Origin of the sequence: Glutamicibacter sp. NPDC087673 (assembly GCF_044743255.1) — a bacterium.
In the GTDB taxonomy this organism is placed as follows: Bacteria; Actinomycetota; Actinomycetes; order Actinomycetales; family Micrococcaceae; genus Glutamicibacter.
The window spans coordinates 285,177-307,446 of record NZ_JBIUWB010000006.1; the positions used below are offsets into that span (position 1 = coordinate 285,177).

Here is a 22,270-nt window from a genome sequence, read left to right on the forward strand (position 1 = left end):
GCTGCGTAGCCCTCTGGCTACATTAGTGAGATGAAAAGAATCCTTGTAACTGGGGGAGCAGGATTCATTGGGGCAAACTTCGTGCACCACATGATCGCGCACTCCGACAGTGAAATCACCGTACTGGACAAGATGACCTACGCGGCAAACCGGCAGTCGCTGGAAGGCCTTGACAGCAATCGCTTCAACCTCGTTGTGGGCGACATTTGCGACTACGTCCTGGTCAACGAACTGGTGCCGCAGCATGATGCTGTGGTCCACTTCGCGGCCGAGACGCACAACGACAATTCCTTGCATGATGCTCGCAGTTTCGTGAATTCAAATGTCTTGGGGACTTTTGAACTCCTGGAAGCGGTACGCAACCATGGCGTGCGCCTGCACCACATCTCCACCGACGAGGTCTATGGGGATTTGGAGCTGGATGATCCGCAGCGCTTCACCGAAACCACGCCGTACAAGCCATCCAGTCCCTATTCGGCGACCAAGGCCTCCAGTGACCTGCTGGTCAAGGCCTGGGTCCGCTCCTTCGGGATCGAGGCGACGCTGTCCAACTGCTCGAATAACTACGGTCCGTACCAGCATGTGGAGAAGTTCATCCCGCGGCAGATCACCAATATCCTCGGCGGGCTGAAGCCCAAGCTCTACGGCAATGGCGCCAATGTGCGCGATTGGATCCACGCCAGCGACCATTCCTCGGCGGTGCAGCTCATCCTCGAAGCAGGAGACTCCGGCCGCACCTATCTGATCGGCGCCGACGGGGAGAAGAGCAACCGCGAAGTGCTGGGGCTGATCCTGGGGCTGATGGGCAAAACGGCTGATGGCTTCGACTGCGTGGCTGACCGTGCCGGCCATGACCTGCGCTATGCCATTGATTCCACAGTTCTGCGCGCCGAGCTTGGCTGGGAACCCCGGTACACCAATCTGGAACGCGGGCTGGAGCAAACCATTGACTGGTACCGGCAGCACCGTTCCTGGTGGGAGGCGGCCAAGGCGAAGGCCGAGCAGCGCTACCAGCAGCAGGCCGATGCGTTGAATGTTGCCAGCTGATGGGAGGCACAGCGGAATTGCAGGTGGAGGAAAGCACGATTCCGGGACTCAAGGTGGTGCACTTGCCGGTGCACCGCGATGAGCGCGGTTGGTTCAAGGAGAACTGGCAACGGGAGAAAATGGTGGCCGCCGGGTTGCCGGACTTCCGGCCGGTGCAGAACAATGCCTCTTTCAATGCCCAGCGCGGGACAACCCGCGGACTGCATGCCGAACCCTGGGACAAATACATTTCGGTGCTATCGGGGGAGATCTTCGGCGCCTGGGTGGACCTGCGCCCCGGGAAGGGCTTCGGGAGGCTGTTCACCACGCATATGGGCGAAGGCCAAGCGGTTTTCGTGCCGCGCGGGGTGGCCAATGCCTTCCAGACCTTAGCCGGGAACACTGTGTATTCCTACCTGGTCACCGAGCATTGGACCGACGCAGCCCGGGCGGGGTACAGCTACGTCAATCTCGCCGACCCGCAATTGCGGATCCCGTGGCCCATCAGCCTCGACGCGGCCGTTATTTCCAAAGCCGATAGGGAACACCCGCTGCTGGCCGAGGCGAAACCGGTGCAGCCCAAGAAGATCGCGGTGCTCGGCGGGAACGGGCAGCTGGGGCGCGCCTTCGCCTTGCTGGCGCAGCGCGATGAGCGGATCGCCTTGTACACCCGGGCCGAGGCGGACCTGCTGTCCCCGGGTTTCGCCTCCTCGCTGGACCTTTCGAACTGCAGCCATGTGGTCAACGCCGCGGCAATGACCGCGGTGGACCGGGCGCAAACGCCCCCGGGCAGTGCCGAGGCCTGGCGGGTCAATGCGGTAGCCGTGCGCGAGCTCGCCGCTCGATGCGCCGAACAGGGCGTGCCGCTGGTGCACGTGTCCACCGACTATGTCTTCGATGGCGCGGCGCGCGAGGTCGACGAGCAGCATCCGGTCGCTCCAGCCGGCGTCTACGGGCAGAGCAAGGCCGCCGGCGAACAGGCAGTGCTGGCTCATGGCGTCAACTATGTGGTGCGCACCAGCTGGGTTATCGGGCAGGGCAACAACTTCGTTTCCACCATGCGCAGGCTGGCCGAGCAAGGCATTGGCCCCAGGGTGGTTGATGACCAATTCGGCCGGCTGACCTTTGCCAGCGAACTGGCCCGGGGCATCATGCACCTGCTGGATACTGGCAGCGACCCGGGGATCTACCATCTGCAGGGCAGCGGCGAATCGGCCAGCTGGTACCAGATTGCCCGCGAGGTCTTCGCCCTCTGCGGCTATGACCCGGATGCCGTGCACCCGATTTCCACGCAGGAGTATGCACTGGGCAAGCCGGAGCTGGCGCCGCGGCCGGCGAACAGCACCATGGACACCGCTAAGCTGCAGGCGACCGGCTTCGCCCAGCTGCCGTTGCCCGAATTGCTGGAGCAGTTCCTTCACGCGAGCCGCGTGAAGCCGTGAAAACCAAGTAGGTAAAAATCGAGTGTGGTCCAAGTGCCCGTTGGACCACCGGCCAAATGCCTTCAGCCTGATCCGCCAAACCCGCCCGAACCACCAGTAGTTCCAAGTCATCGCATGGCCGCGGAGGGCAAGCCCACGTGAGGCGCCAGGCTGCGCGGCACTATGCGTTCACTGGGAAAAGCCGAAAAAGTGACTGAGCTTCATTTTATGCGCCAAACAGGGTGATTTCGCTGCCAGCTCGCCCTAGGATGGAAGACTACGCGGATGAATCAAGTAATGCCATCCGTGCATTTGGGGGAACCAACCGATTGGGGCGGTTTGGATAATGGAATATTCACGAATCATCTCCCTTGCCAGCACTCGCAATGCTCAGAGGCAATGGGGAAAAAACAAGATGCATTCGAAATTCTTGAGAATCTCGAAAAGCGCATTGGGCAGGGTCCTGGCCGACCCGCACATCGCCGGATCCGTGGTCTCCGGACCGGTGGGCAGTGGGCGAAGGGCACTGGTGGAAGCGGAACTGGGCCAGTTGGCCGAACCACCGCAGCTGATCCGGGTGAACGGAAGCAACTTCGGCACGAAAGTGCCTCTCGGTGCGCTTTCCTTCCTGCTTGCCCAAATCGACGTGGGCGAGTACCCGACCCCGCATGAAATGATCCACGGACTGGGGCGCGTCCTGTGCACCGGCCAGCGGCCATCGATTGTGATGCTCGGGCGGCCCGAGCTGATTGATGAGCAATCAAGTTCGCTGCTGGCCCAGCTGGCCGCAATGGGCAAGATCAAGCTAATCGTGATCTGCGACCATGTGCAGGATCTTCCCGGCGACCTGTTCGCCTTGTACCGCTCGGGCCGGTTGGAGCACCTTTGCGTGAACCGGATGGGCAGCACCGAAACCCATGCCTTCGTCCAGCAGGAGCTTGGCGGGCGGGTCTCCGCATACAACTCTGCAACCCTGTGCTACCTGGCCGGCGGCAACCGCTCGCTGATGCTCAAGCTGATGCGCAGCTGGCGCGAGGACGGCCAGCTGCTGCAACACAACGGGACCTGGGTCCTGAAGGTGAACACGCTGGAGGCCGGGCCTGCGGTGCAGTCCCTGCATGCCGCGATGACCCATGGACTCGATGACGGCGAACGCGAGCTGCTCGGGGCCTTGGCCCTGGGCGGACCGGTGGCGCTCGATCGCATCCACCGTTCGGAGCTCACCAGCGAGCTCGACGGCCTGCTGAACCGTGGCCAGGCCAACTACCTGTCCGGAGCCGTCGGCAAGGTGGGGATTTCCAATCCGCTGCTGGCTTTGCTGGTCAGCGCCGAATACCGTAACCAGGCCCACGCCCGCGTCGTGGAACTGCTCGCCAAGCTGCACACGGATCCGGAAGCTGCACAGGTCCTGGCGCAGCTGAAGTCCCTGAAGGACCTGGGCGACCACGCATCGCAGCTCAAGGTGGCTGAAGACTTCCAGCAGCAGGGCTATTTCGCCGAACGCTGGCCAGCTGACCCGCGCACCCGGGTGGGCATTGTGGAAATGCACGTGCGCGCGCTGGCCATGCTCGGCCAGCTGTCCCACGGAGTCGAAGCAATCGACCTGGCCAGGGCGGGACTGGACCAGGCCATCAGGGAATCCGGTCCGCGCGAATCCCTGGATATCGCCTTCCAGGAACTGGAACTGCTCAGCCGCTTCGCTACCTTGTTCAGCACCGAGATGACCAAGGAAACGAGCATCGCCGGAAGCAGCGAGGCACTGGTGTCCTCTTCGGGCTGGATGAGCGAGTCCTTGCACCTGAGGTCCCTGTCGCTGCAAGCTGCCAGCTGGGCGGCGCAGGCGCGCCAGGCCGATGCCATGAAGCTGGTCCGCTACGTGGACGAGGAACTGCGCAATGTCCGCTTCAGCGGCCCGGCGATTTCGAATTTCCACTCCGAAGACGCCGCGGACATCGAGTTCCAGCTGCTCCAAGCAGAACTGCTCGCCGGACGCTGGAAACTGGCATCGGACCGCGCCCAGCGTTTGGCCGATGGGCAGTACATTAACCCATTGCTGATTTCCTATGGAAATATCATGCGCGGGATCCTGCTCGGGTTGGGCAACGATTACGAGGCTGCCTTGCACCTGCTGGAACCGAGCCTGCACCAGATGGAGGTTGCCGGAGACCCGGGAACAGAAGCGCTGATCGGGTCGGTCATCGCCTATGCGCTGGCCTGCTCCGGGCGCAGGGCAGAGGCCTCGGTGCTGATTTGCCCGCAGTACGGGACCGCCGGGGGGATGCAGGTTCCGTTGAGCTTCTATTCCTGGGCGGCAGAAATCTTCTCCTGCCTTGCCTTGGCGGAACTCGGTTCGGCGCAGGCCGCACGGCGGCGCCTGGCTTCCTTCGCGCAGCTGGCCCGTGACGGCCAGCATGCATTGCTCGAAGCACTGACCCTGGGATTCATTGTGCGCCTGGGGGACCGGGGCGTGCTGCCACAGCTGCGCAGTGCCGCCAGCCGATGCGAAGGCGTAGTCGGGCAGAACCTGGAGGCGCTCGCCGATGCGGCGCAAGCCATGGACTCGTCGCGCCTTGTCTTGGCGCTGCAGGACATGGTCGAAACAGGGCACCTGCTCATGGCCACGCCAACGCACAACGAATTCGTCGCCGCGCTGGAAGTCAAGGACCAGCGCAAGCTCTCCCGCATGGTCAACGGCCTCAAGCGCGCCTCGGCTCCGCAGATCCAGCGGGAAAACGAGCTGCAGCTCGACGACCTGGAACAGCAGCCGGTCTGGATGCGCGAGCTGACCAAGCGCGAGGCCCAGATCGCCAAGATGGCCATCGCAGGCAAGACGAATCTGGAAATCGCCAAATTCAACGGCGTCTCGATCCGCACCGTGGAAGGACACCTGTACCAGGTGTATTCCAAGCTCCAGGTTCGCAACCGGCAGGAGCTCACCGCCCTGGACCGCACCAGCCGCCGTACTGCAGGGTTGAGATGAAACAGCAGCAATTGATCACTAGAACCAGGCCAACTGAATACAACCAGCTGCTGCAGATCCTGCAGCGGCCAGGCCCTGCTGGAGTCGTGGTGCTGGGTGAGCTGGGCATGGGCAAGACCAGCCTGGTGGAGGCAGTGCTGGCCACCCCGGGCATCGAGGAGCCGGTGATGAAGCTGCATTGCACGCCGTCATTGAGCACCATTGCGCATGGTGCCTTGTCGCCCTACCTGGGCGCCCTGGAAACTATCGACGAACCGGTGGGCGTGCTGCGCGAGCTGAACCGGAGCCTGTTCTCTGCCCGCGGGCACGCCGCGCCGCATATCGTGGTGGTGGAAGATGCCCAGTTCCTGGACCCGCAGTCCTGCTACCTCCTCTCCCTGCTGGTGGAGAATGCCGAGGTGAAGGTGCTGGCACTGGGCAACGGATCCCTGCAGGCAGGCAGCCCGCTGGCCACGTTGGCCGAGCTTGGTTCCTTCACCACCGTGGCCCTGCAGCGGCTGGACCGCAACGGGGTGCGTGCGGTGGCCGAAGGCGTCATCGGGCGCAGGCTCGGCGCTGGCACGGTGCGCCTGATCGACGTGGTCACCGGAGGGAACCCGCGCTTTGTCGAAGCCTATGCTGCGTCCTGCATGGAGCAGGGCACATTGTTCCATGATGACCGGCTGCCGCAGGACCGCTCGATCCACGAGCCGGTGTGGATCGTAGCCCGTGCCCTGCCGGAAATCGATACCCGGCTGCTGTCGCTGGGCCGTGAGATCACCCGCGGCCTTTCCAGCCAGGAGCGGCGCACCTTGCTGCTGCTGGCCCTGGCTGGCCCGCAGCAACCGGATCTGCTGGAGCAATGCGGGCTGCCGTACGGCCGGCTGGTGAAAACCGGGGAGCTGGTGCTAAATGGCGGTGCGGTCTGCTTGAAATCCAGGCTGATGGAGCGCATCGTCCGGGCGCTGGCCTCGGAGCAGGATACTGCGCAGCTGCATGAGCTGTGGTACGCCGCGGCAGCCGAGCTGGGCAAGGCGCATAGTGCCAGGGAAGTGCTGTGGTGCCTGGAAATCGGAAAGCAAGTGCCCTCCGAGCTGGTCCTGGCATGCGCCGAGCGAACCGCCCGGAACCTGGACTTCACCCTGGCCCTGCGCCTTTGCGAATTGGGCAAGCTATCCCAGCAACATGGTCAAGGAGCGCTGCTCGAAGCGCAGGTGCTGCTGAGCATGGGCCGGCACTATGCCGCACGCGCCCTGCTCCTGCGCCTGATCGACCAGCTGACCGATCTCTCCCTGCTGGGCCAGGCCTATGCCTACCTGGTAGAGGTGACCAGCTGCATCGAAGCGGACGGCGCAGAGCTGGAGCGGATCCTGGATGAATGGCGGCAACGGGCCCAGGGGCATCCGGACGGCGAAGCGGTGGCCGGCTTCATGGCTCTGCAAAGCGCCGGGGCCCAGGCGCTGGATTTCTGGATCAGGGTGAATACACCCCGCGGCCCGCTGCCCAGCGTGGCCGAATTGCAGGACTTCCTTTCGGATCCGCAGCTGCCTGTGCAGGCCAGATTCATCGGGAAGATCATGCTCAGCGACCTTCATAGCTCCGCCGGCAACTGCCAGCAGGCCCTGGAACTGCTGGAGCCGGTGCTGGAGCTGCTCAAGGAGCATGCGCCGCTGCAGGCAATGTACGAAGTGCGGGTGTTCTTCCGCATCGGCTGGAACCTGCTGTACCTGGGCGAATACGAGCGGGCCGAGGCCTTCATCGATTCCTACCGCCAACCCAGGCTCCGCTCCATCCAGCATTACCAGGGAGCCATCTCGCTGCTCGATGGCATCAGCCACCTGCTGCAGGGCAAGGTGCAGCCGGCCTTGGCCAAAATGGCCGAGTCGGTCACCGAGCTGCAGATCGTGGACACCACCCAGTTGCTGGCCTTGGCCAGCAACCTCTACCGGCTGCTGCTGGCGCGCATGGGCATCGATGTGCCCGTGGCCCTGGCTACTGCGCCCGAGGATTTCAGTTCCAGCGGCATGATTTCGCCCTCCGGGCAGCTGGGCGAGGAATCCTCGGAGCAGCGGATCTTTGCCCGGGCTTTTGCCGCGGGCCTGGGCAATCCGTATCAGGGCGAGTCGCTGCAATGCTTCCCGATGGTTGAACGCGAAATCCTGTTCAGCTTGACCAGGCAGCTGGGTGACGAAGAGCTGGCCGAATCAGCGAAGGGGGAAAGGCTGCGGGCCTTGGCCGCCGGCCAGGAAGGTTCGCGCGCTGCGCTGCAGGCGCGCTTGATGGAATTGCGCGGCTCTCGTCTCGGAGAACCCCTGGAGCAGCTGGCGCAGGAGGCCTTGTCCAAGCAGGACTACCTGGTGGTGGTCGAAGCCTGGGCTCGGGCGGCCGAACGCTATGCGCAGGCCGGGGATCAGCGCCGCTGCGGTGCACTGCTGCGCCGGGCGGCCCGGCTGATCGAACAGCAGGGAATGCGCCCGGGGAAGTACATTGACCGCGTTCTGGCGATTACGGAGCTGACCGCCCGTGAAACCGAGATCGTGAACCTCGCCCGGCAAGGCCTGAACAATGCCCAGATAGCCCGGGCCTTGACCGTCTCGCAGCGTACGGTGGAAGGCCACCTCTACCGGGTATTCTCCAAATTGGGGATCACCGAGCGCGCGGAATTGGACCACGCCGGGCTTGAAGCGGGTACAACGCGCAAGTAGCAGGTGCCGGTCTGCGCAATCTTGGGGTAAGTACCACCCGTGCCCCGCCCTGCGCTGGTGGGTAATGTGAAATGCGGGAGCTGGCGAATTACGCAGGAGTTCTTTTTCTCAACGAGTGCGTATCTGTCTGGCAGCGGTCGGTGTTGTGGCGGCGAAGCTCATCCCAGAAACGGGGCCGGCGGCCAGCGAATCCGCGAGGATTACCCCCAGCGCGACCGCCGGTCCCTTCCCGAAAAGGCCCTGTATCGGCAACCCCTCTGCGCCGATGCAGGGTTTTCCCGTTCCCGGCAAAATCTTTCCAAGTAGTAAGCGAGTAGGAACCAAGTGCAACGCGAGTAGTTACGGGCAATGCGGGCGGTCTTTTGGGTGTTCTTCCACTCGTGTATCGGCTGCCATTGCACTTTAGGCTCAAGGTACACAACGGCAATCCGGCTCGTGGGACAGCGTGATTGCCTTGTGTTTTTGGGGAACTCGCTTATTTCTTGGGGGAATACAGATGCATTGCTTTGTGTTGCCGGTCTGCGACCACCCATGCTGCGTCGAATCGCTAGCAAGGGTGGGAACAAGACATGTCGCAAATTAGCAGCAGGCTGCGCGAGGATCGCGTATCGTCGCTGGGCACCTGGACGCTGGCGCGTCCATCAATTATCGGGGTAGCCGGCACCGCCGGGGCCAAGGGCCGCGCCTATCTGCGCCGGCTATTCGGGACTGACTTGTTGGTGATTGCGCTGGTGAGCTCCTTGCCGGCAATCGCCCAAGCCCAGGGCTCGCTTTTGCACCCGCAGCTTGCAGGCAGCACGCACTACTACGTGCTGGCCGGGCTGGTGCTCACCGCAGCCTGGATGATCAGCCTGCGGTCCTTCAAAGCCCATTGCCTGGGCAGCGTCGCGGTGGGGATGCAGGAATACAAGATCATGGTCTATTCGGGCCTGGTGCTTGCCGGCTTCATGGGGGTGCTGATCGTGCTCACCGGCCAGGAGAGTCTGAAGATCTTCCTGCTCCTTTCCTTGCCGCTGGGACTGTCCGCGCTGCTGACCGGCAGGTGGACCTGGCGCCAGTGGCTGGGCTGGCGCAGCCGAAGCGGCTACGCCTTGAGCAATGTGCTGGTGTACGGCCAGCCGGATGACGCTGGATTTGCAGTCCGGCAGATTTCCAAGAAGTCGGGACCTGCCTACCGGGTGGTCGGCGTGCTGATGGACGGAGCGCCAAACCTGGAAGTCGAACGCGCGATCCGGAAAGCCGATCCGACCCTGCCGCTGGCCTATGACACCGGCGGCATCGAGCAGGAAGTCAACCGGTTGCACGCTGATTCGGTGGTAGTCGCAGGGCCCCTGGCTGGAGGCAACGAAGCCTTGCAGCAATTGGGCTGGAAGCTGGAAAGCAGCGGGGCCAAGCTCATCGTGGCCTCCTCGCTCATCGGAGTGGCAAGCCGCCGGGTGCGCACCAGCCCGGTGGATGGGATGCCGTTGCTGCATGTGGAGCTGGCGAAGTTCACCGGGGCACGCTACTTCTTCAAGCGCGGCTTCGATATCGTCTTTTCCGTGCTCGCCTTGCTGGCCATGTCGCCGGTTTTCCTGGTGATCGCCTTGCTGATCCGGCGCGATGGCCCGGGGAAGGTCTTCTACGTCCAAGAACGGGCCGGCCAGGACGGGCGCCCATTCAAGATGATCAAATTCCGCACCATGGTCCAGGATGCCGAAGCGCGCTTGGCCGCCTTGCAAAAGCTGAACCAGGGGGCAGGACCGCTCTTCAAAGTGAAAGACGACCCGCGGATCACCCGCTGCGGCCATTGGCTGCGCAAGCACTCCTTGGACGAGTTGCCGCAGTTCGTCAACGTCCTGCGCGGGGACATGTCGGTGGTGGGACCGCGCCCGGCCTTGTTCACCGAGGTGGAGTCCTACGAAGGGCACACCTGCCGCCGACTGCTGCCCAAGCCCGGGGTGACCGGTTTATGGCAGGTCTCCGGACGATCAAACCTGGAGTGGAAAGAAAGCGTGCGGCTGGATCTGTATTACGCAGAGAACTGGACCGTGCTCAGCGACTTGCGCATCATCTGGCGGACCTTTCGCGTGATGATCGAACCTGATGGAGCCTACTGATGAGTGTTGCACCCGATACCTTGATCCACCCGGCGCTGCGTGTAGCAGTCATCGGCGCCGGCTACTGGGGCCCGAACCTGGCCCGCAATTTCGCGATGAGCACCGAGTGGGAGCTGGTGGCCATCTGCGACATGGATGTGGCCCGCGCCGAAGCCTTGGCACGCAAGACCGGCAACCCGGCCGTGGTCGGCTCGATGGACGAGCTGCTGGCCAGCCACGTCATCGACGCCGTGGCCATTGCCACCCCGGCGCGCACCCACCACCAGATCGCCATGCAGGCCATTGCCGCCGGCAAGCACGTGGTGGTGGAAAAGCCGCTGGCCGACAACAGCGTGCACGGAGCCCAGATGGTCCAGGCCGCAGCCGATGCCCGGACCATTCTCATGGCGGACCACACCTACTGCTACACGCCGGCGGTGCTCAAGATCCGCGACCTGCTGGCCGCCGGGGAGCTGGGGGAGATCCTCTACATCGATTCCACGCGGATCAATCTGGGGCTGGTCCAGCCGGATGTCGATGTCTTCTGGGACCTCGCGCCCCATGACCTGTCCATCCTGGACTTCGTGATTCCCGGTGGATTGAACACCCGCAACGTGACCGCCTTGGGATCGGACCCGCTGCGAGCCGGGAAATCCTGCATCGGCTACCTGTCCATGGAACTGGACAGCGGCATCCTGGCGCATATCAACGTCAACTGGCTCTCTCCGACCAAGATCCGCCAGATGGTCATTGGCGGCAGCAAGAAGACTCTGGTGTGGGATGACCTGAACCCGCAGCAGCGGCTGACGGTCTTCGACCGCGGGGTGGATCTGGAACGCCAGGAAATGATCCGCGCCGACAGCGAAGACCGCAAGGGCGCCACCATTTCCTACCGCCTGGGGGATACCTGGTCGCCGGCGCTGTCGGAATTCGAGCCGCTGGGGCTGATGGTCTCGGAATTCGCCGCCAGCATCAGGGGATCCAGGCCCGCGCCCACCGATGGGCCCTCGGCGTTGCGGGTGCTCAGGGTGCTCGAGGATGCCAGCTTGTCCCTGGCCGCAGGCTCCATCCCGCAAGCCACCAGCAACCGGAAAACACTCGTTATGGGGAACGTACTATGAGCGGAAACATTGAAAACCTGGCCGGGAAGCGATTCCTTGTCACCGGTGGTGCAGGCACCATCGGGTCAGAAATTGTCGACCAGCTCCTGGCCGCAGGCGCCGCGCATGTCGATGTGCTGGATAACCTGGTGCGCGGGCGGCGGAGCAATCTCGCCAACGCGCTGGCCAGCGGGCGGGTGACCCTCTATGTGGGGGATATCGCCGACCGCGTGCTGGTGCGCGAAGTGATGGCGGGCAAGGACATGGTCTTCCACCAGGCGGCCATCCGCATCACCCAGTGCGCCGCGGAACCGCGCCTGGCCGTGGACGTCATGGTCAATGGCACCTTCAATGTGCTCGAAGCCGCGGTGGCGGCCAAGGTCCCGAAGATCGTGGCGGCCTCGAGCGCTTCGGTCTACGGGATGGCCGAGGAATTCCCGACCACAGAACGCCACCACCCATACAATAACGACACGTTGTACGGTGCGGCCAAGACTTTCAACGAAGGGCTGTTCAAGTCTTTCCGCGCCATGTACGGGATCGACTACGTGATGCTGCGCTACTTCAACGTCTACGGGCCGCGCATGGACGTGCACGGCGCCTACACCGAGGTGCTGGTGCGGTGGATGGAACGCATTGCCGATGGCTTGCCGCCGCTGATCTTCGGCGATGGCTCGCAGACCATGGACTTCGTGGTCTCCCAGGACATCGCCCGGGCCAACCTGCTGGCCTCCAGCAGCCCGATCGCCGAGGGGGTCTACAACATTGCCAGCGGCACGGAAACCAGCTTGGCGGAACTGGCCCGGACGCTGCTGGCGGCCATGGATTCGGATCTGCCCATCGAATACGGGCCGGAACGCGCGGTGAACTCGGTAATCCGCCGCCTGGCAGATACCAGCGCAGCGCGTCAGGACCTGGGCTTCGAAGCCCGCATCGGGCTGGAAGAGGGACTGCGGGCGCTCGTGGAATGGTGGAAGCCATTGCGCGAGGAAGTCGCCGCAGGCCGGGGGCTGCACAAGCCAATCGGCGCCAGCAAGTAAGCGGACAACGATTTTTTGGGGGAAGAATCATGGATCGCATCAGCGTGATGAAACCATGGCTGGGAACAGCCGAAATAGACGCCGTAGCCGAGGTCATTGCCTCCGGCTGGGTCGCGCAGGGGCCGCGCACCGCCGCCTTCGAAGAGGCCTTCGCGCAGCACCAGCAGGTGGCGCACGCGGTGGCCACCTCAAGCTGCACCACCGCCTTGCACCTGGCATTGCTGGTGGCCGGGGTGGGGGCCGGCGACGACGTTATCGTCCCGTCCTTCTCCTTCGTGGCCACGGCCAATGCCCCGACCTATGTCGGGGCGCGCCCGGTGTTCGCCGATGTGGACGCCGCCACCGGAAACATCACCGCGCAGGGGGTGCGCACGGTGCTCACGCAGAAGACCACCGCCATCATCGCGGTGGACCAGGGCGGCATGCCGCTGGATTTGGCACCGCTGCGCCAGCTGTGCGACGAGCTGCACCTGGTGCTGATCGAGGACGCGGCCTGCGCGGCAGGATCAACCTACCAAGGGGCCCCTGCCGGGGTCGGCGCCGACGTCTCGGCGTGGTCCTTCCACCCGCGCAAGCTGCTCACTACCGGCGAAGGCGGCATGCTGACCACCGGCAACGCCAGCTGGGCGCAGCGCGCCCGGCAGCTGCGCGAGCATGCCATGGATGTCTCGGCGGCGCAGCGGCACAGCTCCACGCTGGCCCCGCAGGAAAGCTATGGGGAAATCGGCTACAACTTCCGCATGACCGACCTGCAGGCAGCCCTGGGGCTGGTGCAGCTGGGCAAGCTCGATGCGATGGTTGAACGCCGCAGGGCCCTTGCCGCCCGCTACCAGCAGGCCTTCGCAGGCATCCCCGGGCTCAGGTGCGTCACCGATCCGGGGTACGGGACCTCGAACTACCAGTCGTTCTGGCTCGAAGTGGGCCCGGAATTCCCGGTGGACCGCGAGGGGCTGCTGGCGCAGCTGGCTTCCGATGGCATTTCCGCCCGCCGCGGCATCATGGCTTCGCATCTGCAGCCGGCCTACGCCGGGCATTCGGGGACCACCACCGCCTTGCCGGTGACCGAGCGGCTCACCGCGAATACGCTGATCCTGCCGCTCTACCACCAGCTGGACGAGCAGCAGCAAGACCGAGTCATCGCCAGCGTGCTCGCGCAGGCGCTGGCCGCCGCCGGCGGCGAGTGACATGGCCCGGATACTGCTGCTGGCCGCCAGCGGGTTGGCGCGCGAAACCCTGGCCTCGATCGAGTCCACCGGGGACCACGAGGTGGCCGGCGTGCTCGATGACAACACGGCTTTGCACGGGAGCATGATGGGCTCGGTCCGGGTCCTGGGGGGACTCGACATGGCCGCGGGGCGAACCGAGCAATTGCTGCTCTGCGCCGGGCAGGGCCGGCACCGGGCTGCGATCGCCGGCCGGCTGGCATTGGATGACTCGCGCTATGCCACGCATGCGCATGCCTCGGCGTTCCTCGGGGCCGGCACGCGCCTGGCTCCGGGATGCATCGTGCTGGCCGGGTGCGTGGCCACCGCCGATGTGTCCATCGGGCGGCACTGCGTGCTGATGCCCCATGCGATGCTCACCCATGACGACCGGCTGGGCGACTACTCCACCCTGGCCGCCGGGGCCACGCTGGCCGGCAACGTGCAGCTGGGCGACCGGGTGTACATCGGCTCCAACGCCACGGTGCGCGAGAACCTGTCGCTGGGCGCTGATGCGGTGCTGGGCATGGGCTCGGCGCTGCTGCAGGACATCCCGGCCGGCGAGACCTGGGCCGGATCCCCGGCGCGCAAGCTCTACGGCCCCCGGGCCGCGGGCTAGGGGCGCGGCATGGCACCGCGCACCGGGCACGCCACCGTTGGCCCACCACATACTTTCGAAGCAAGGAATTGCGCAATGGCATTGACTGGAACCGCAACGCAGCGGCATATCCCGCTGGTGGACCTCGCAGCGCAGCAGCGCGAGGTCCAAGGCGCCGTGGATGCCGGGCTGGCCCGGATCTTCGCCGAAACCGCGTTCATCGGCGGGGCCGCCGTGTCCGGCTTCGAGCAGCAGTATGCCGCGTTCCTTGGCGGCGGGCATTGCGTGGGCGTGGGCAACGGCACCGACGCGCTGGAGCTGGCGCTGCGCGCCTGCGGCATCGGCCAAGGCGACGAGGTGATCATCCCGGCCAACACCTTCATTGCCACCGCCGAGGCCATCCACCTGGCCGGGGCGCGCGCGGTGCTGGTGGACGTGGATCCGCAGTACCTGCTCATTGATCCGGCGGCCGTCGCCGCGGCCGTAACCAGACGGACCAAGGCCATCATGCCGGTGCACCTCTACGGCCAGAGTGCCTTCGTCGAACAGCTGGAACCGATCGCGCGCTCGTGCGGGGCCAGGATCATCGAGGATGCCGCCCAATCCCAGGGCGCCACCCGCCACGGGCGCAGCGCCGGCACCCTGGGGGATATCGCCGGCACCAGCTTCTACCCGGGCAAGAACCTGGGCGCCGCCGGCGATGCCGGGGCCGTGCTCACCGCTGATGCCCGGCTCGCCGACCGAGTCAGGCTGCTCGCGGCCCATGGCAGCCGGGTCAAGTACGAGCACGAGGTGATCGGGCGCAACTCCCGGCTCGACGCCATCCAGGCGGTGGTGCTCAGCGCCAAGCTGGAACGGCTGGCCGCATGGAACGCCGCGCGCCGGCAGGCCGCCGGGCGCTACGCCGCGCTGCTGGCCGGGCTGCCCGGGGTGCAGCTGCCGGTGCAGGCACCGGGCAACCAGGACGCATGGCACCTGTATGTGGTGCGGGTGCCGGACCGCGACCGGGTTCTGCACCAGCTGAACGCGGCCGGCATCGGAGCGGCAATCCACTATCCGCAGCCGGTGAACCTGACCCAGGCGTTCGCGCACCTGGGCTACCGGGAAGGGGACTTCCCGGTGGCCGAGCGGGCCGCCGCGCGGATCCTTTCCCTGCCGCTGTACCCGCATATCACGCCCGAGCAGCAGCAGCGCGTGGCCGACGCCCTGTCCGGGGCCCTTTAGCCATGGCCGGGGAAGGCGCACTGCGGGAGCCGAAGATCCCGCGGGCCGCGCGCGCCTTGACTTCTTCGGGAGCCTTTGCCTGGTCCTTGGGCAATACGCTGGTTTCGCGCCTGGGCACCCTGGGCATCGGCATTGTGCTGGCCAGGATCCTGGGACCGGAGCAATTCGGCACCTTCGCCATCGCGCTGGTGGCCCTGATGGCTGTGCTCAGCTTCAACGAGCTCGGGGTCAGCCTGGCCATCGTGCGGTGGCCCGGCGATCCGGCAGTGATTGCCCCCACGGTCAATACGATCTCGGTGATCGGCAGTACCATCTTCTGCGCCGTTGCGTGGCTTGCCACCCCGTCCTTCACCGCGCTGATGGGCGATGGCTCGGCCACCTGGGTAGTGAGGCTGCTGATCGTCTCGGTGCTGGTCAATGGGGCGGTGGCGGCCCCGGCCGCTTTGTTGCAAAGGGAATTCGCGGAACGCACCCGGATGGGCATCGACCAGGCCAACGTCTGGGTGGGAGCCATCAGCTCGGTGGTCTTGGCCCTGGCTGGATTCGGGGCGATGGCCCTGGCCATCGGCCGGCTGCTGGGCGGGATCATTTCCGCCATCATGTTCCTCAGGGCCTCGCCGTTGCCCTACCGCTTCGGGTGGGACAAGGCATCGGCCGGGGCGCTGCTGAAATTCGGCTTGCCTTTGGCCGGTTCGAGCATGATCGTCTTCGCCATCGGCTACGCGGACCAGCTGACCACCGGTGCCATGCTCGGGCCGATCGCGTTGGGGCTGTACGTGCTGGCCTTCAATCTCTCCAGCTGGCCGCTGTCGATTGTCTCCCAGCCGCTGCGGCGCGTTGCGCCGGCAACCTTCGCCGCGCTGGCGCAGGATTTCGCCGGGCTGAAGAAATTCATCATCGCCTTATCCAGCATTGTCGCTTGCGCCACGATCCCGGCATTCATTGCGCTGGCAGTGGCGGCCGAGCCGCTGGTCCGCTTCGTCTACGGCGATCCCTGGAGCCAAGCGGCGCCGGTGCTCAGCTGGCTGGTCATTGCCGCGCTGTCCAAGGTCTTCTGCGAACTGGCCTACGACTGCATCGTGGTGATCGGCAGCACCACGGCGATCCTGCGCATCCAGGTCATCGGGCTGCTCGTGCTGATCCCCTCGCTGCTGGCCGGAGCCCGCTTCGGCGGTCTGGCCGGGGTGGCGGCGGCGCAAGCGGCCGTGGCCTTTGCCGTGATGCTGCCCCTGTACCTGTGGAATCTGCGCTCCCTGGGCATCGGGCTGGGCGCATTGTCCGCCCGCCTATGGCTGCCGGTGCTGGCCGGCCTGGGGCTGGGAGCCGCGGGCTGGATGCTGGTGGCGTCCATAGAAAATGCCCTGCTGGGCCTGCTGGCCGTGGGCGGCCTGTGCCTGGCCACCATGGCCGGGCTCATTTACCTGCGCCGAGAGGACCTGGCCAGCCTCCGGGGGATTGCCCGGGCGAAAACGTTGGAGGAAACATCATGAAGATCCTGGTTTACCCGCACGACATGAACCTGGGCGGCAGCCAGCTGAACGCCATCGAGCTGGCAGCGGCCGTCAAGGACCTGGGCTACGATGTGGCGGTTGCCGGGCAGCACGGCAGCCTGCGCGCCAAGGTGGGCGAACTCGGCCTGGAATTCATCGAGCTGCCCGAGCCGGGCCGCCGTCCAAGCCGCAAGGTGGTCAGCGCCCTGGAACAGGCCATCGCCCAGCGCGGCATCGACATCGTCCACGGCTATGAGTGGCCTCCGAGCCTGGAAGCGGAACTGGCGTGCTTCAATGCCCCGGCCACGGCGGTCAGCACCGTGCTGTCGATGTCCGTGGCCCCCTTCATTCCCACGCACACCCCGCTGCTGGTGGGCACGGAGCAGATCGCCGCGGCGGAACGGGAATTCGGACGCGCCCTGGTGGAACTGATGGAACCGCCCATCGACACGCGGCTGAACCGGCCGGGCCTTGAACTGCCGGTGCGCGAGATGTCGCAGCGCTGGGGGATCCACGGCGGCGGGCTGACCATCGCGATCGTCTCGCGGCTGGCCCGCGAAATGAAGCTCGAGGGAATCCTGCGGGCCATCGAGGTCATCGGGCGCATCCCGGGCGGGGAACCGGTGCAGCTGGTGATTGCCGGCGGCGGCCCGGCGGCCGGCGAGGTGGCTGCCGCCGCGGACGAGGCCAACAGGCGCGCCGGCCAGCTGCGCGTGGTGCTCACCGGGGAACTGGAGGATCCGCGCTGGGTCTACCAGAAGGCGGATATCGTCCTGGGCATGGGAGGCTCGATCCTGCGGGCCATGGCCTTCGGCAAGCCGGCGGTGGTCCAGGGCGAAAGCGGGTTCTGGCGCGTTGTGGATGAATCCTCCCTGCCCGGATTCCTCTTCCAGGGGTGGTACGGGGCAGGAGCGGGCAGCGGGCAGGGGGCCGATGCGCTCCAAGCCCAGCTGCGCCCGCTGCTGGCCGATGCGGCGCTGCGCCAGCGCCTGGGCGATTTCGCGCGCCGTGTGGTGGTTGAGCGTTTCTCGCTCCAGGCATCGGCCCGGCGTCAGGTGCAGTTCTACCGCCAGGTGCTGGCCCAGGGCCAGGGGCGCAACCGGCTGGGCGCGGAGTACACCCTGGCCGCCGCCCGCTTTGCCCGGTACAAGTTCTCCCGGCTGGCCGCGCGGATGCGCGGCAGCGTGGCCGCCGACGACTTCAACGCCACGGCTGCCCTGCGTCCGGCCGGGGCATCCGTCCGGCCTCCGGTGCGTGCCTGATGCGCGGGCTGCGCGATGCCATAGTGGTCATCCCGGGAACCCGGTGGGAAGATACCCAGGGCACCGACCACCGCCTGGCCCAGGCCCTGTCGGAGCATTGCCAGGTGCTGTGGGTGGACCCTCCGGTGCCCTTCGCCGGCCCGGCCCGGGTGCTGCGGCCCGCCGGGGCCGGCTTCGCGCATCTGGACCAGCTGCAGGAGTCGATCATCCGCTTGCGCTACCTGGTCGCCCCCGGGTTCACCCGCCCGGGACTGGACCGGCTGGCCAAGGCCCTGCGCGATGCCGCCATGCTCCGGGCCCAGCGCCGCCTCGGGCTGCGCGTGCAGGCCACCTTGCTGCTCTCGCCGCGCGATGAATTCCCGGCCGGATCCACCGGCGAGCGCTTGCTGCACGTGACCGATGACTGGGTTCAAGGCGCTGCGATGATGGGCCTTGGCCCCCGGCAGGTGCGCCGCCGGCTCGCGAAGAACCTGGCCGCGGCCGACCAGGTCAGCGCCGTGTCCCCGTACCTGGAACAGGTGCTGCACGAGGTGGATTCGAACGCGGTGGTGCAGGTGGTTCCCAATGGGTGCACGGTCCTGCATCCGCAGGGCCAGGGCAGCGGCCCGGCGCCGGAACCGAATGGCAAGGTGGTGCTCCTGGGCCAGCTGAACGAGCGGCTGGATATGGAGGTGCTCAAGCAGCTGGCCGCCTCCGGGCTGCCCATCGAGGTGATCGGCCCGAGGCGTGAGCGCGGCCCGGTGGCCGTAGCAGGCCTGGACCGGTTCCTCGCCGCCGAAAATGTGCACTGGCATGGAGAGGTTGCGCCCGGCGAGGTGCCCGCGCTGCTCGCCGGCGCCATGGTGGGCATCACCCCCTATCTGGACAACGAATTCAACAGGGCCAGCTTCCCGTTGAAGACCTTGGACTACCTTGCTGCCGGGCTCGCCGTGGTCTCCACCGATTCCCCGGCCGTCCGCTGGCTGGACACCCCGTTCATCCGTGTCGCCGGTTCTCCCGAGCATTTCGTGGAGCTCGCAGGCCAGCTCGCGGCCGGCCCCGCGCAGGGTAGCGAACGCCAGCAGCGGATCGATTTCGCCAACGGGCATTCCTGGCAGGCGCGGGCAGCGAGCCTCATCGGAAGGATCAAGGTGCAGTCATGAAAAGCATGTTCGCCCTGGCGCTGGCCGCGGCCTGCGCCCTGGCCCTGGCCGGCTGCACCAGTTCGCAGGCCGAGCCGCCGCCGCCGAGCATCGGGCCCCTGGGCCTGGAGCAGATCCCGTGGGAGGGCGGCCCGGAGTACTGGAAGCAATTTCCCCGGGCCGATGCCGCCGGCTGGGATGACCCGTCGTTCTTCCCGATCGTGGCCTGGTACAACGGGATCTCCAGCCAGGAAGAAGTGGATTTCGACAAGGCCCTGGGAATCAACACGTACATCGGCATGCCGGCCAGCTTCGACGCGGCCTGGCTCGATTCCAACGGCCTGTACTGGATCGGCGGTGCCATCAACGGGACCTTCAATGCCAGCACCCCGAGCTGGGTCGGGTACATCCTCGATGACGAGGTGGACGGCCGGTTCGAGCCCGAAGCCGGACGCGAGCACTTGGCGCAGTTGAGCACCGAGGTGCCCGAAGGGCTGTTCAAGTACGCGAACTTCACCTACATGGTGCTGGAAAACGACATGGCGGCCAGCGACTCGCAGAAGTACGTCAACGGCTACACCGACGTGGTGTCGGTGGACAAGTACTGGTACACCATCCCGCATTGCGCGGCCGAACCCTATCGCGATGTCTCCCTGGTTCCGGTCAAGCAGGACTCCTGCCGGACGGCCTCCAGCTACGGGCAGACCATGGACGCGCTGCGCCAACGCGATGCCCAGGACGGGAAGCTGCAGCCGCTGTGGCAGTTCGTGGAGAACATGGGCGGAACCGACAACGAGGCCGCCTTCGATGGCTACATCGGCGCCGGGCAATTGCGCGGCGCGGTGATGAACTCGGTGATCCATGAGGCCCGCGGCATCCTGTACTTCAACCAGGCGCTTTCCGGGCCGTGCAAGGGCGGCAACGTCTTCCGCATGGCGCAGGTGCATGTGGGGTACTGCGGTGCCCGGCAGGTTGACGCCGCGCGCATCGTCAACAACCAGATCCACCAGCTGGCGCAGGTGATCAACACCCAGTCCCTGGCTTTCGAATTCAATGCCCGAGCAGACACCATGCTCAAGGTGCACCAGGGGCATGCGTATGTCTTTGCCATGCCGGTCCCGGGTGCCGAGCCGGGCCAGCTGCAGCTCCAGCTGCCGGAAGGGATTTCCGGCAGAACAGTTGAAGTGCTTTTCGAGGATCGGCAGATCCCGGTGGAAAACGGGGCCTTCGTTGATTCCTTCGACCACGAGTACAGCTACCACGTCTACAAGGTGAAGCTATGAAACCGACTATCGACCACATCATCCTGACCCGGTTCAATCTCCCCTCCAAGGGGGTGGAGAGCCTGGCCCGCGCCCAGGATGGCTGGCTGCGCAGCCGGCAGGAGCTGTTCGAGAAGTACTGCCTTCCCAGCATCCGGCAGCAGACGCGCAAGGATTTCACCTGGGTGATCTATTTCGATCCGCACAGCCCGCAGTGGCTCAAGGAGCGCATCGGGCAGCTGGGCGCGGACCGGAGCTTCATCCCGGTGTTCCGCGAATCGGTTTCGCCAGCAGAGCTGCTCTACGACCTCAGGGCCGCCGGTGCGGGATCCCGTGAGGTCCTGTTGACCACGAACCTGGACAACGATGACGGACTGTGCCTGGACTTTGTCCAGAGGGTGCAAGATGCCGTGTCCGATGCGGGCCCCGCGGCGCTGTATATCGGCCAGGGGCTGATCCAGCGCGGGCACCGGTTGTACCTGCGCCAGGACCCGTTCAACGCCTTCTGCTCGGTGGCCGCCCCGTGGAGCGAGCCTGAAACCTGCTGGATGGACTGGCACAACAGGCTTTCGGAGCATCTGCCCGTCATCGGCATTGGCGGGAAGCCCGGCTGGCTGCAGGTGATCCACGGCTCCAATGTCAGCAACCGCGTTCGCGGACGGCGGGTGGGGCCGGGGGCCTACGCACGGGACTTTGCCGGCGGCCTGCACGATGCCGCCGCGCCGCGGGGCTGGGAGAGCCTGGGCGAGCGATTCATCTTGCGTCCTGCCCGCGTGCTCAAGGAGGTTCTGCGCCGCAGCGCCAAGGAGGCGATCATCGCCCTGGGCGGCCGGGACCTGCTGGGACGGGCCAAGGAATGGGCAGGGAAATATTCTCCTGCCCGGCGCTGAGCCCGGATCCATTGATCTACTGTCCAACAGCCCGGACAATGGGCTGCAGGTGCAGGCTTGGGGAAGCCGGCACCGGGTGAAAACAAAAAATTGGGGGAAACAATGTTTTTACGTGATCTGCTTTTCAGCTGCCTCAGACGCTGGTACATCCTGGTCTTGGGGCTGGTGCTTACCGGCTTGGGCAGCTACTACATTTTCAATGCCATCGAGCCGACCTATGAGGCCGAGGGCAGCGTGGTGCTCATTCCGCCCAAGGTCGCGGTGACGGTGGGGGACAATCCGTACCTCTACCTCGGAGGGCTGGACCAGGCGCTGGGCGTGCTCCAGGTGAAGACCACCTCCCCGGAAGTCATTACTCCGATCGTGGAGAAGTACCAGGGAGCTGAAGTCGCCATTGCCAAGGATGCGACCACTTCCGGTCCCATCGCGGCGATCACCGTGACTGCCGACACGGCCGAGGACACCATATCCCTGCTCGAGGACACCCTGGCTTCGATTCCCGCCACGCTCAAAACCCTGCAGGCCGAGTTGGACGTGCCGGAGAATTCGGTGATCACCTCCATGGCGTTGTCCAAGGACCAGGTGCCGGAGCCGAACAGCAAACGGCAGATCCAGTTCACGGCTTTCGTTGCGCTGGGCGGCATCAGCGCCTCCTTGCTGGGCGCCGGACTGCTCGATCGCATGCTGCTGGCATTGAAGAAGCGCCGTGCCCTGCGGAAGCTGGGAAGGGGAACCGGATCGCTGGCGGTGCACGAAGGTCCAGGAAGCCTGGCGCCAATCCAGCCCCTGAAGTCCTCCGTGCAGCCGGTGGAGCAGGAACCTGGGCACACCGGGTCCGAGACCGGGATGAAGCGTGGAAGCGAACGTGCTCGCCTCAGAGGCTAGCGGGCCG

The 22,270-nt window shown here is 65.6% G+C and carries 16 protein-coding genes; all 16 read left to right on the forward strand.

Translation table 11 applies throughout. The features are described from left to right. Positions 1 to 30: 30 nt before the first annotated feature. On the forward strand, positions 31 to 1,047 hold the full coding sequence (gene rfbB, locus ACIOTL_RS15605) for a dTDP-glucose 4,6-dehydratase (protein ID WP_400343452.1): 1,017 nt from the start codon (positions 31 to 33) through the stop codon (positions 1,045 to 1,047). Next, positions 1,047 to 2,468: a dTDP-4-dehydrorhamnose reductase gene (gene rfbD / locus ACIOTL_RS15610; RefSeq protein ID WP_400343455.1), complete on the forward strand. Its 1,422-nt coding sequence runs from the start codon at positions 1,047 to 1,049 to the stop codon at positions 2,466 to 2,468. Before rfbB ends, rfbD begins: the two co-directional genes overlap by 1 nt. Positions 2,469 to 2,877: 409 nt before the next feature. After that, positions 2,878 to 5,427 carry a LuxR C-terminal-related transcriptional regulator gene (locus ACIOTL_RS15615; RefSeq protein ID WP_400343457.1) on the forward strand — a complete coding sequence of 850 codons (2,550 nt, stop codon included), beginning with the start codon at positions 2,878 to 2,880 and terminating at the stop codon, positions 5,425 to 5,427. Between the two features lie 11 nt (positions 5,428 to 5,438). Beyond that, on the forward strand, positions 5,439 to 8,111 hold the full coding sequence (locus ACIOTL_RS15620; protein ID WP_400343460.1) for a LuxR C-terminal-related transcriptional regulator: 2,673 nt from the start codon (positions 5,439 to 5,441) through the stop codon (positions 8,109 to 8,111). Positions 8,112 to 8,680: 569 nt separating this feature from the next. Beyond that, the gene (locus tag ACIOTL_RS15625; protein ID WP_400343461.1) at positions 8,681 to 10,210 is read left to right on the forward strand and encodes a sugar transferase; all 1,530 of its coding nucleotides are present in this window, start codon (positions 8,681 to 8,683) and stop codon (positions 10,208 to 10,210) included. Beyond that, positions 10,210 to 11,310 carry a Gfo/Idh/MocA family protein gene (locus tag ACIOTL_RS15630; RefSeq protein WP_400343463.1) on the forward strand — a complete coding sequence of 367 codons (1,101 nt, stop codon included), beginning with the start codon at positions 10,210 to 10,212 and terminating at the stop codon, positions 11,308 to 11,310. Before ACIOTL_RS15625 ends, ACIOTL_RS15630 begins: the two co-directional genes overlap by 1 nt. Further along, complete coding sequence (locus ACIOTL_RS15635) at positions 11,307 to 12,329, forward strand: NAD-dependent epimerase/dehydratase family protein (protein WP_400343465.1); 1,023 nt, start codon at positions 11,307 to 11,309, stop codon at positions 12,327 to 12,329. Before ACIOTL_RS15630 ends, ACIOTL_RS15635 begins: the two co-directional genes overlap by 4 nt. A gap of 29 nt (positions 12,330 to 12,358) precedes the next feature. Next, on the forward strand, positions 12,359 to 13,513 hold the full coding sequence (locus tag ACIOTL_RS15640) for a DegT/DnrJ/EryC1/StrS family aminotransferase (protein ID WP_400343468.1): 1,155 nt from the start codon (positions 12,359 to 12,361) through the stop codon (positions 13,511 to 13,513). A gap of 1 nt (position 13,514) precedes the next feature. After that, positions 13,515 to 14,150, forward strand: a complete 636-nt coding sequence (locus ACIOTL_RS15645; protein WP_400343471.1) for a NeuD/PglB/VioB family sugar acetyltransferase — start codon at positions 13,515 to 13,517, stop codon at positions 14,148 to 14,150. A gap of 75 nt (positions 14,151 to 14,225) precedes the next feature. Beyond that, the gene (locus tag ACIOTL_RS15650) at positions 14,226 to 15,353 is read left to right on the forward strand and encodes a DegT/DnrJ/EryC1/StrS family aminotransferase (RefSeq protein ID WP_400343474.1); all 1,128 of its coding nucleotides are present in this window, start codon (positions 14,226 to 14,228) and stop codon (positions 15,351 to 15,353) included. A 2-nt stretch (positions 15,354 to 15,355) separates the two neighbouring features. Further along, a complete protein-coding gene (locus ACIOTL_RS15655) occupies positions 15,356 to 16,843 on the forward strand; it encodes an oligosaccharide flippase family protein (RefSeq protein WP_400343476.1) in 1,488 nt (495 codons plus the stop codon). Further along, a complete protein-coding gene (locus tag ACIOTL_RS15660) occupies positions 16,840 to 18,105 on the forward strand; it encodes a glycosyltransferase (RefSeq protein ID WP_400343478.1) in 1,266 nt (421 codons plus the stop codon). The genes ACIOTL_RS15655 and ACIOTL_RS15660 overlap by 4 nt, the downstream gene beginning before the upstream one ends. Then, positions 18,105 to 19,247: a glycosyltransferase gene (locus ACIOTL_RS15665; protein ID WP_400343479.1), complete on the forward strand. Its 1,143-nt coding sequence runs from the start codon at positions 18,105 to 18,107 to the stop codon at positions 19,245 to 19,247. Before ACIOTL_RS15660 ends, ACIOTL_RS15665 begins: the two co-directional genes overlap by 1 nt. Continuing rightward, entirely contained in the window at positions 19,244 to 20,509 is a 1,266-nt protein-coding gene (locus tag ACIOTL_RS15670) for a hypothetical protein (RefSeq protein ID WP_400343480.1), read from the forward strand. The genes ACIOTL_RS15665 and ACIOTL_RS15670 overlap by 4 nt, the downstream gene beginning before the upstream one ends. Continuing rightward, on the forward strand, positions 20,506 to 21,378 hold the full coding sequence (locus tag ACIOTL_RS15675; RefSeq protein ID WP_400343481.1) for a glycosyltransferase: 873 nt from the start codon (positions 20,506 to 20,508) through the stop codon (positions 21,376 to 21,378). Before ACIOTL_RS15670 ends, ACIOTL_RS15675 begins: the two co-directional genes overlap by 4 nt. Before the next feature lie 102 nt (positions 21,379 to 21,480). After that, complete coding sequence (locus tag ACIOTL_RS15680; protein WP_400343484.1) at positions 21,481 to 22,263, forward strand: hypothetical protein; 783 nt, start codon at positions 21,481 to 21,483, stop codon at positions 22,261 to 22,263. Positions 22,264 to 22,270 lie beyond the last annotated feature (7 nt).

What these genes read in the sequence shown, in the direction of transcription:
- rfbB (WP_400343452.1), top strand. Translation starts at nt 31, where the DNA reads ATGAAAAGAATCCTTGTAACTGGGGGAGCAGGATTCATTGGGGCAAAC.
- ACIOTL_RS15640 (WP_400343468.1), top strand. Translation starts at nt 12,359, where the DNA reads ATGGATCGCATCAGCGTGATGAAACCATGGCTGGGAACAGCCGAAATA.
- rfbD (WP_400343455.1), top strand. Translation starts at nt 1,047, where the DNA reads ATGGGAGGCACAGCGGAATTGCAGGTGGAGGAAAGCACGATTCCGGGA.
- ACIOTL_RS15655 (WP_400343476.1), top strand. Translation starts at nt 15,356, where the DNA reads ATGGCCGGGGAAGGCGCACTGCGGGAGCCGAAGATCCCGCGGGCCGCG.
- ACIOTL_RS15625 (WP_400343461.1), top strand. Translation starts at nt 8,681, where the DNA reads ATGTCGCAAATTAGCAGCAGGCTGCGCGAGGATCGCGTATCGTCGCTG.
- ACIOTL_RS15650 (WP_400343474.1), top strand. Translation starts at nt 14,226, where the DNA reads ATGGCATTGACTGGAACCGCAACGCAGCGGCATATCCCGCTGGTGGAC.
- ACIOTL_RS15665 (WP_400343479.1), top strand. Translation starts at nt 18,105, where the DNA reads ATGCGCGGGCTGCGCGATGCCATAGTGGTCATCCCGGGAACCCGGTGG.
- ACIOTL_RS15680 (WP_400343484.1), top strand. Translation starts at nt 21,481, where the DNA reads ATGTTTTTACGTGATCTGCTTTTCAGCTGCCTCAGACGCTGGTACATC.
- ACIOTL_RS15630 (WP_400343463.1), top strand. Translation starts at nt 10,210, where the DNA reads ATGAGTGTTGCACCCGATACCTTGATCCACCCGGCGCTGCGTGTAGCA.
- ACIOTL_RS15635 (WP_400343465.1), top strand. Translation starts at nt 11,307, where the DNA reads ATGAGCGGAAACATTGAAAACCTGGCCGGGAAGCGATTCCTTGTCACC.
- ACIOTL_RS15645 (WP_400343471.1), top strand. Translation starts at nt 13,515, where the DNA reads ATGGCCCGGATACTGCTGCTGGCCGCCAGCGGGTTGGCGCGCGAAACC.
- ACIOTL_RS15660 (WP_400343478.1), top strand. Translation starts at nt 16,840, where the DNA reads ATGAAGATCCTGGTTTACCCGCACGACATGAACCTGGGCGGCAGCCAG.
- ACIOTL_RS15670 (WP_400343480.1), top strand. Translation starts at nt 19,244, where the DNA reads ATGAAAAGCATGTTCGCCCTGGCGCTGGCCGCGGCCTGCGCCCTGGCC.
- ACIOTL_RS15675 (WP_400343481.1), top strand. Translation starts at nt 20,506, where the DNA reads ATGAAACCGACTATCGACCACATCATCCTGACCCGGTTCAATCTCCCC.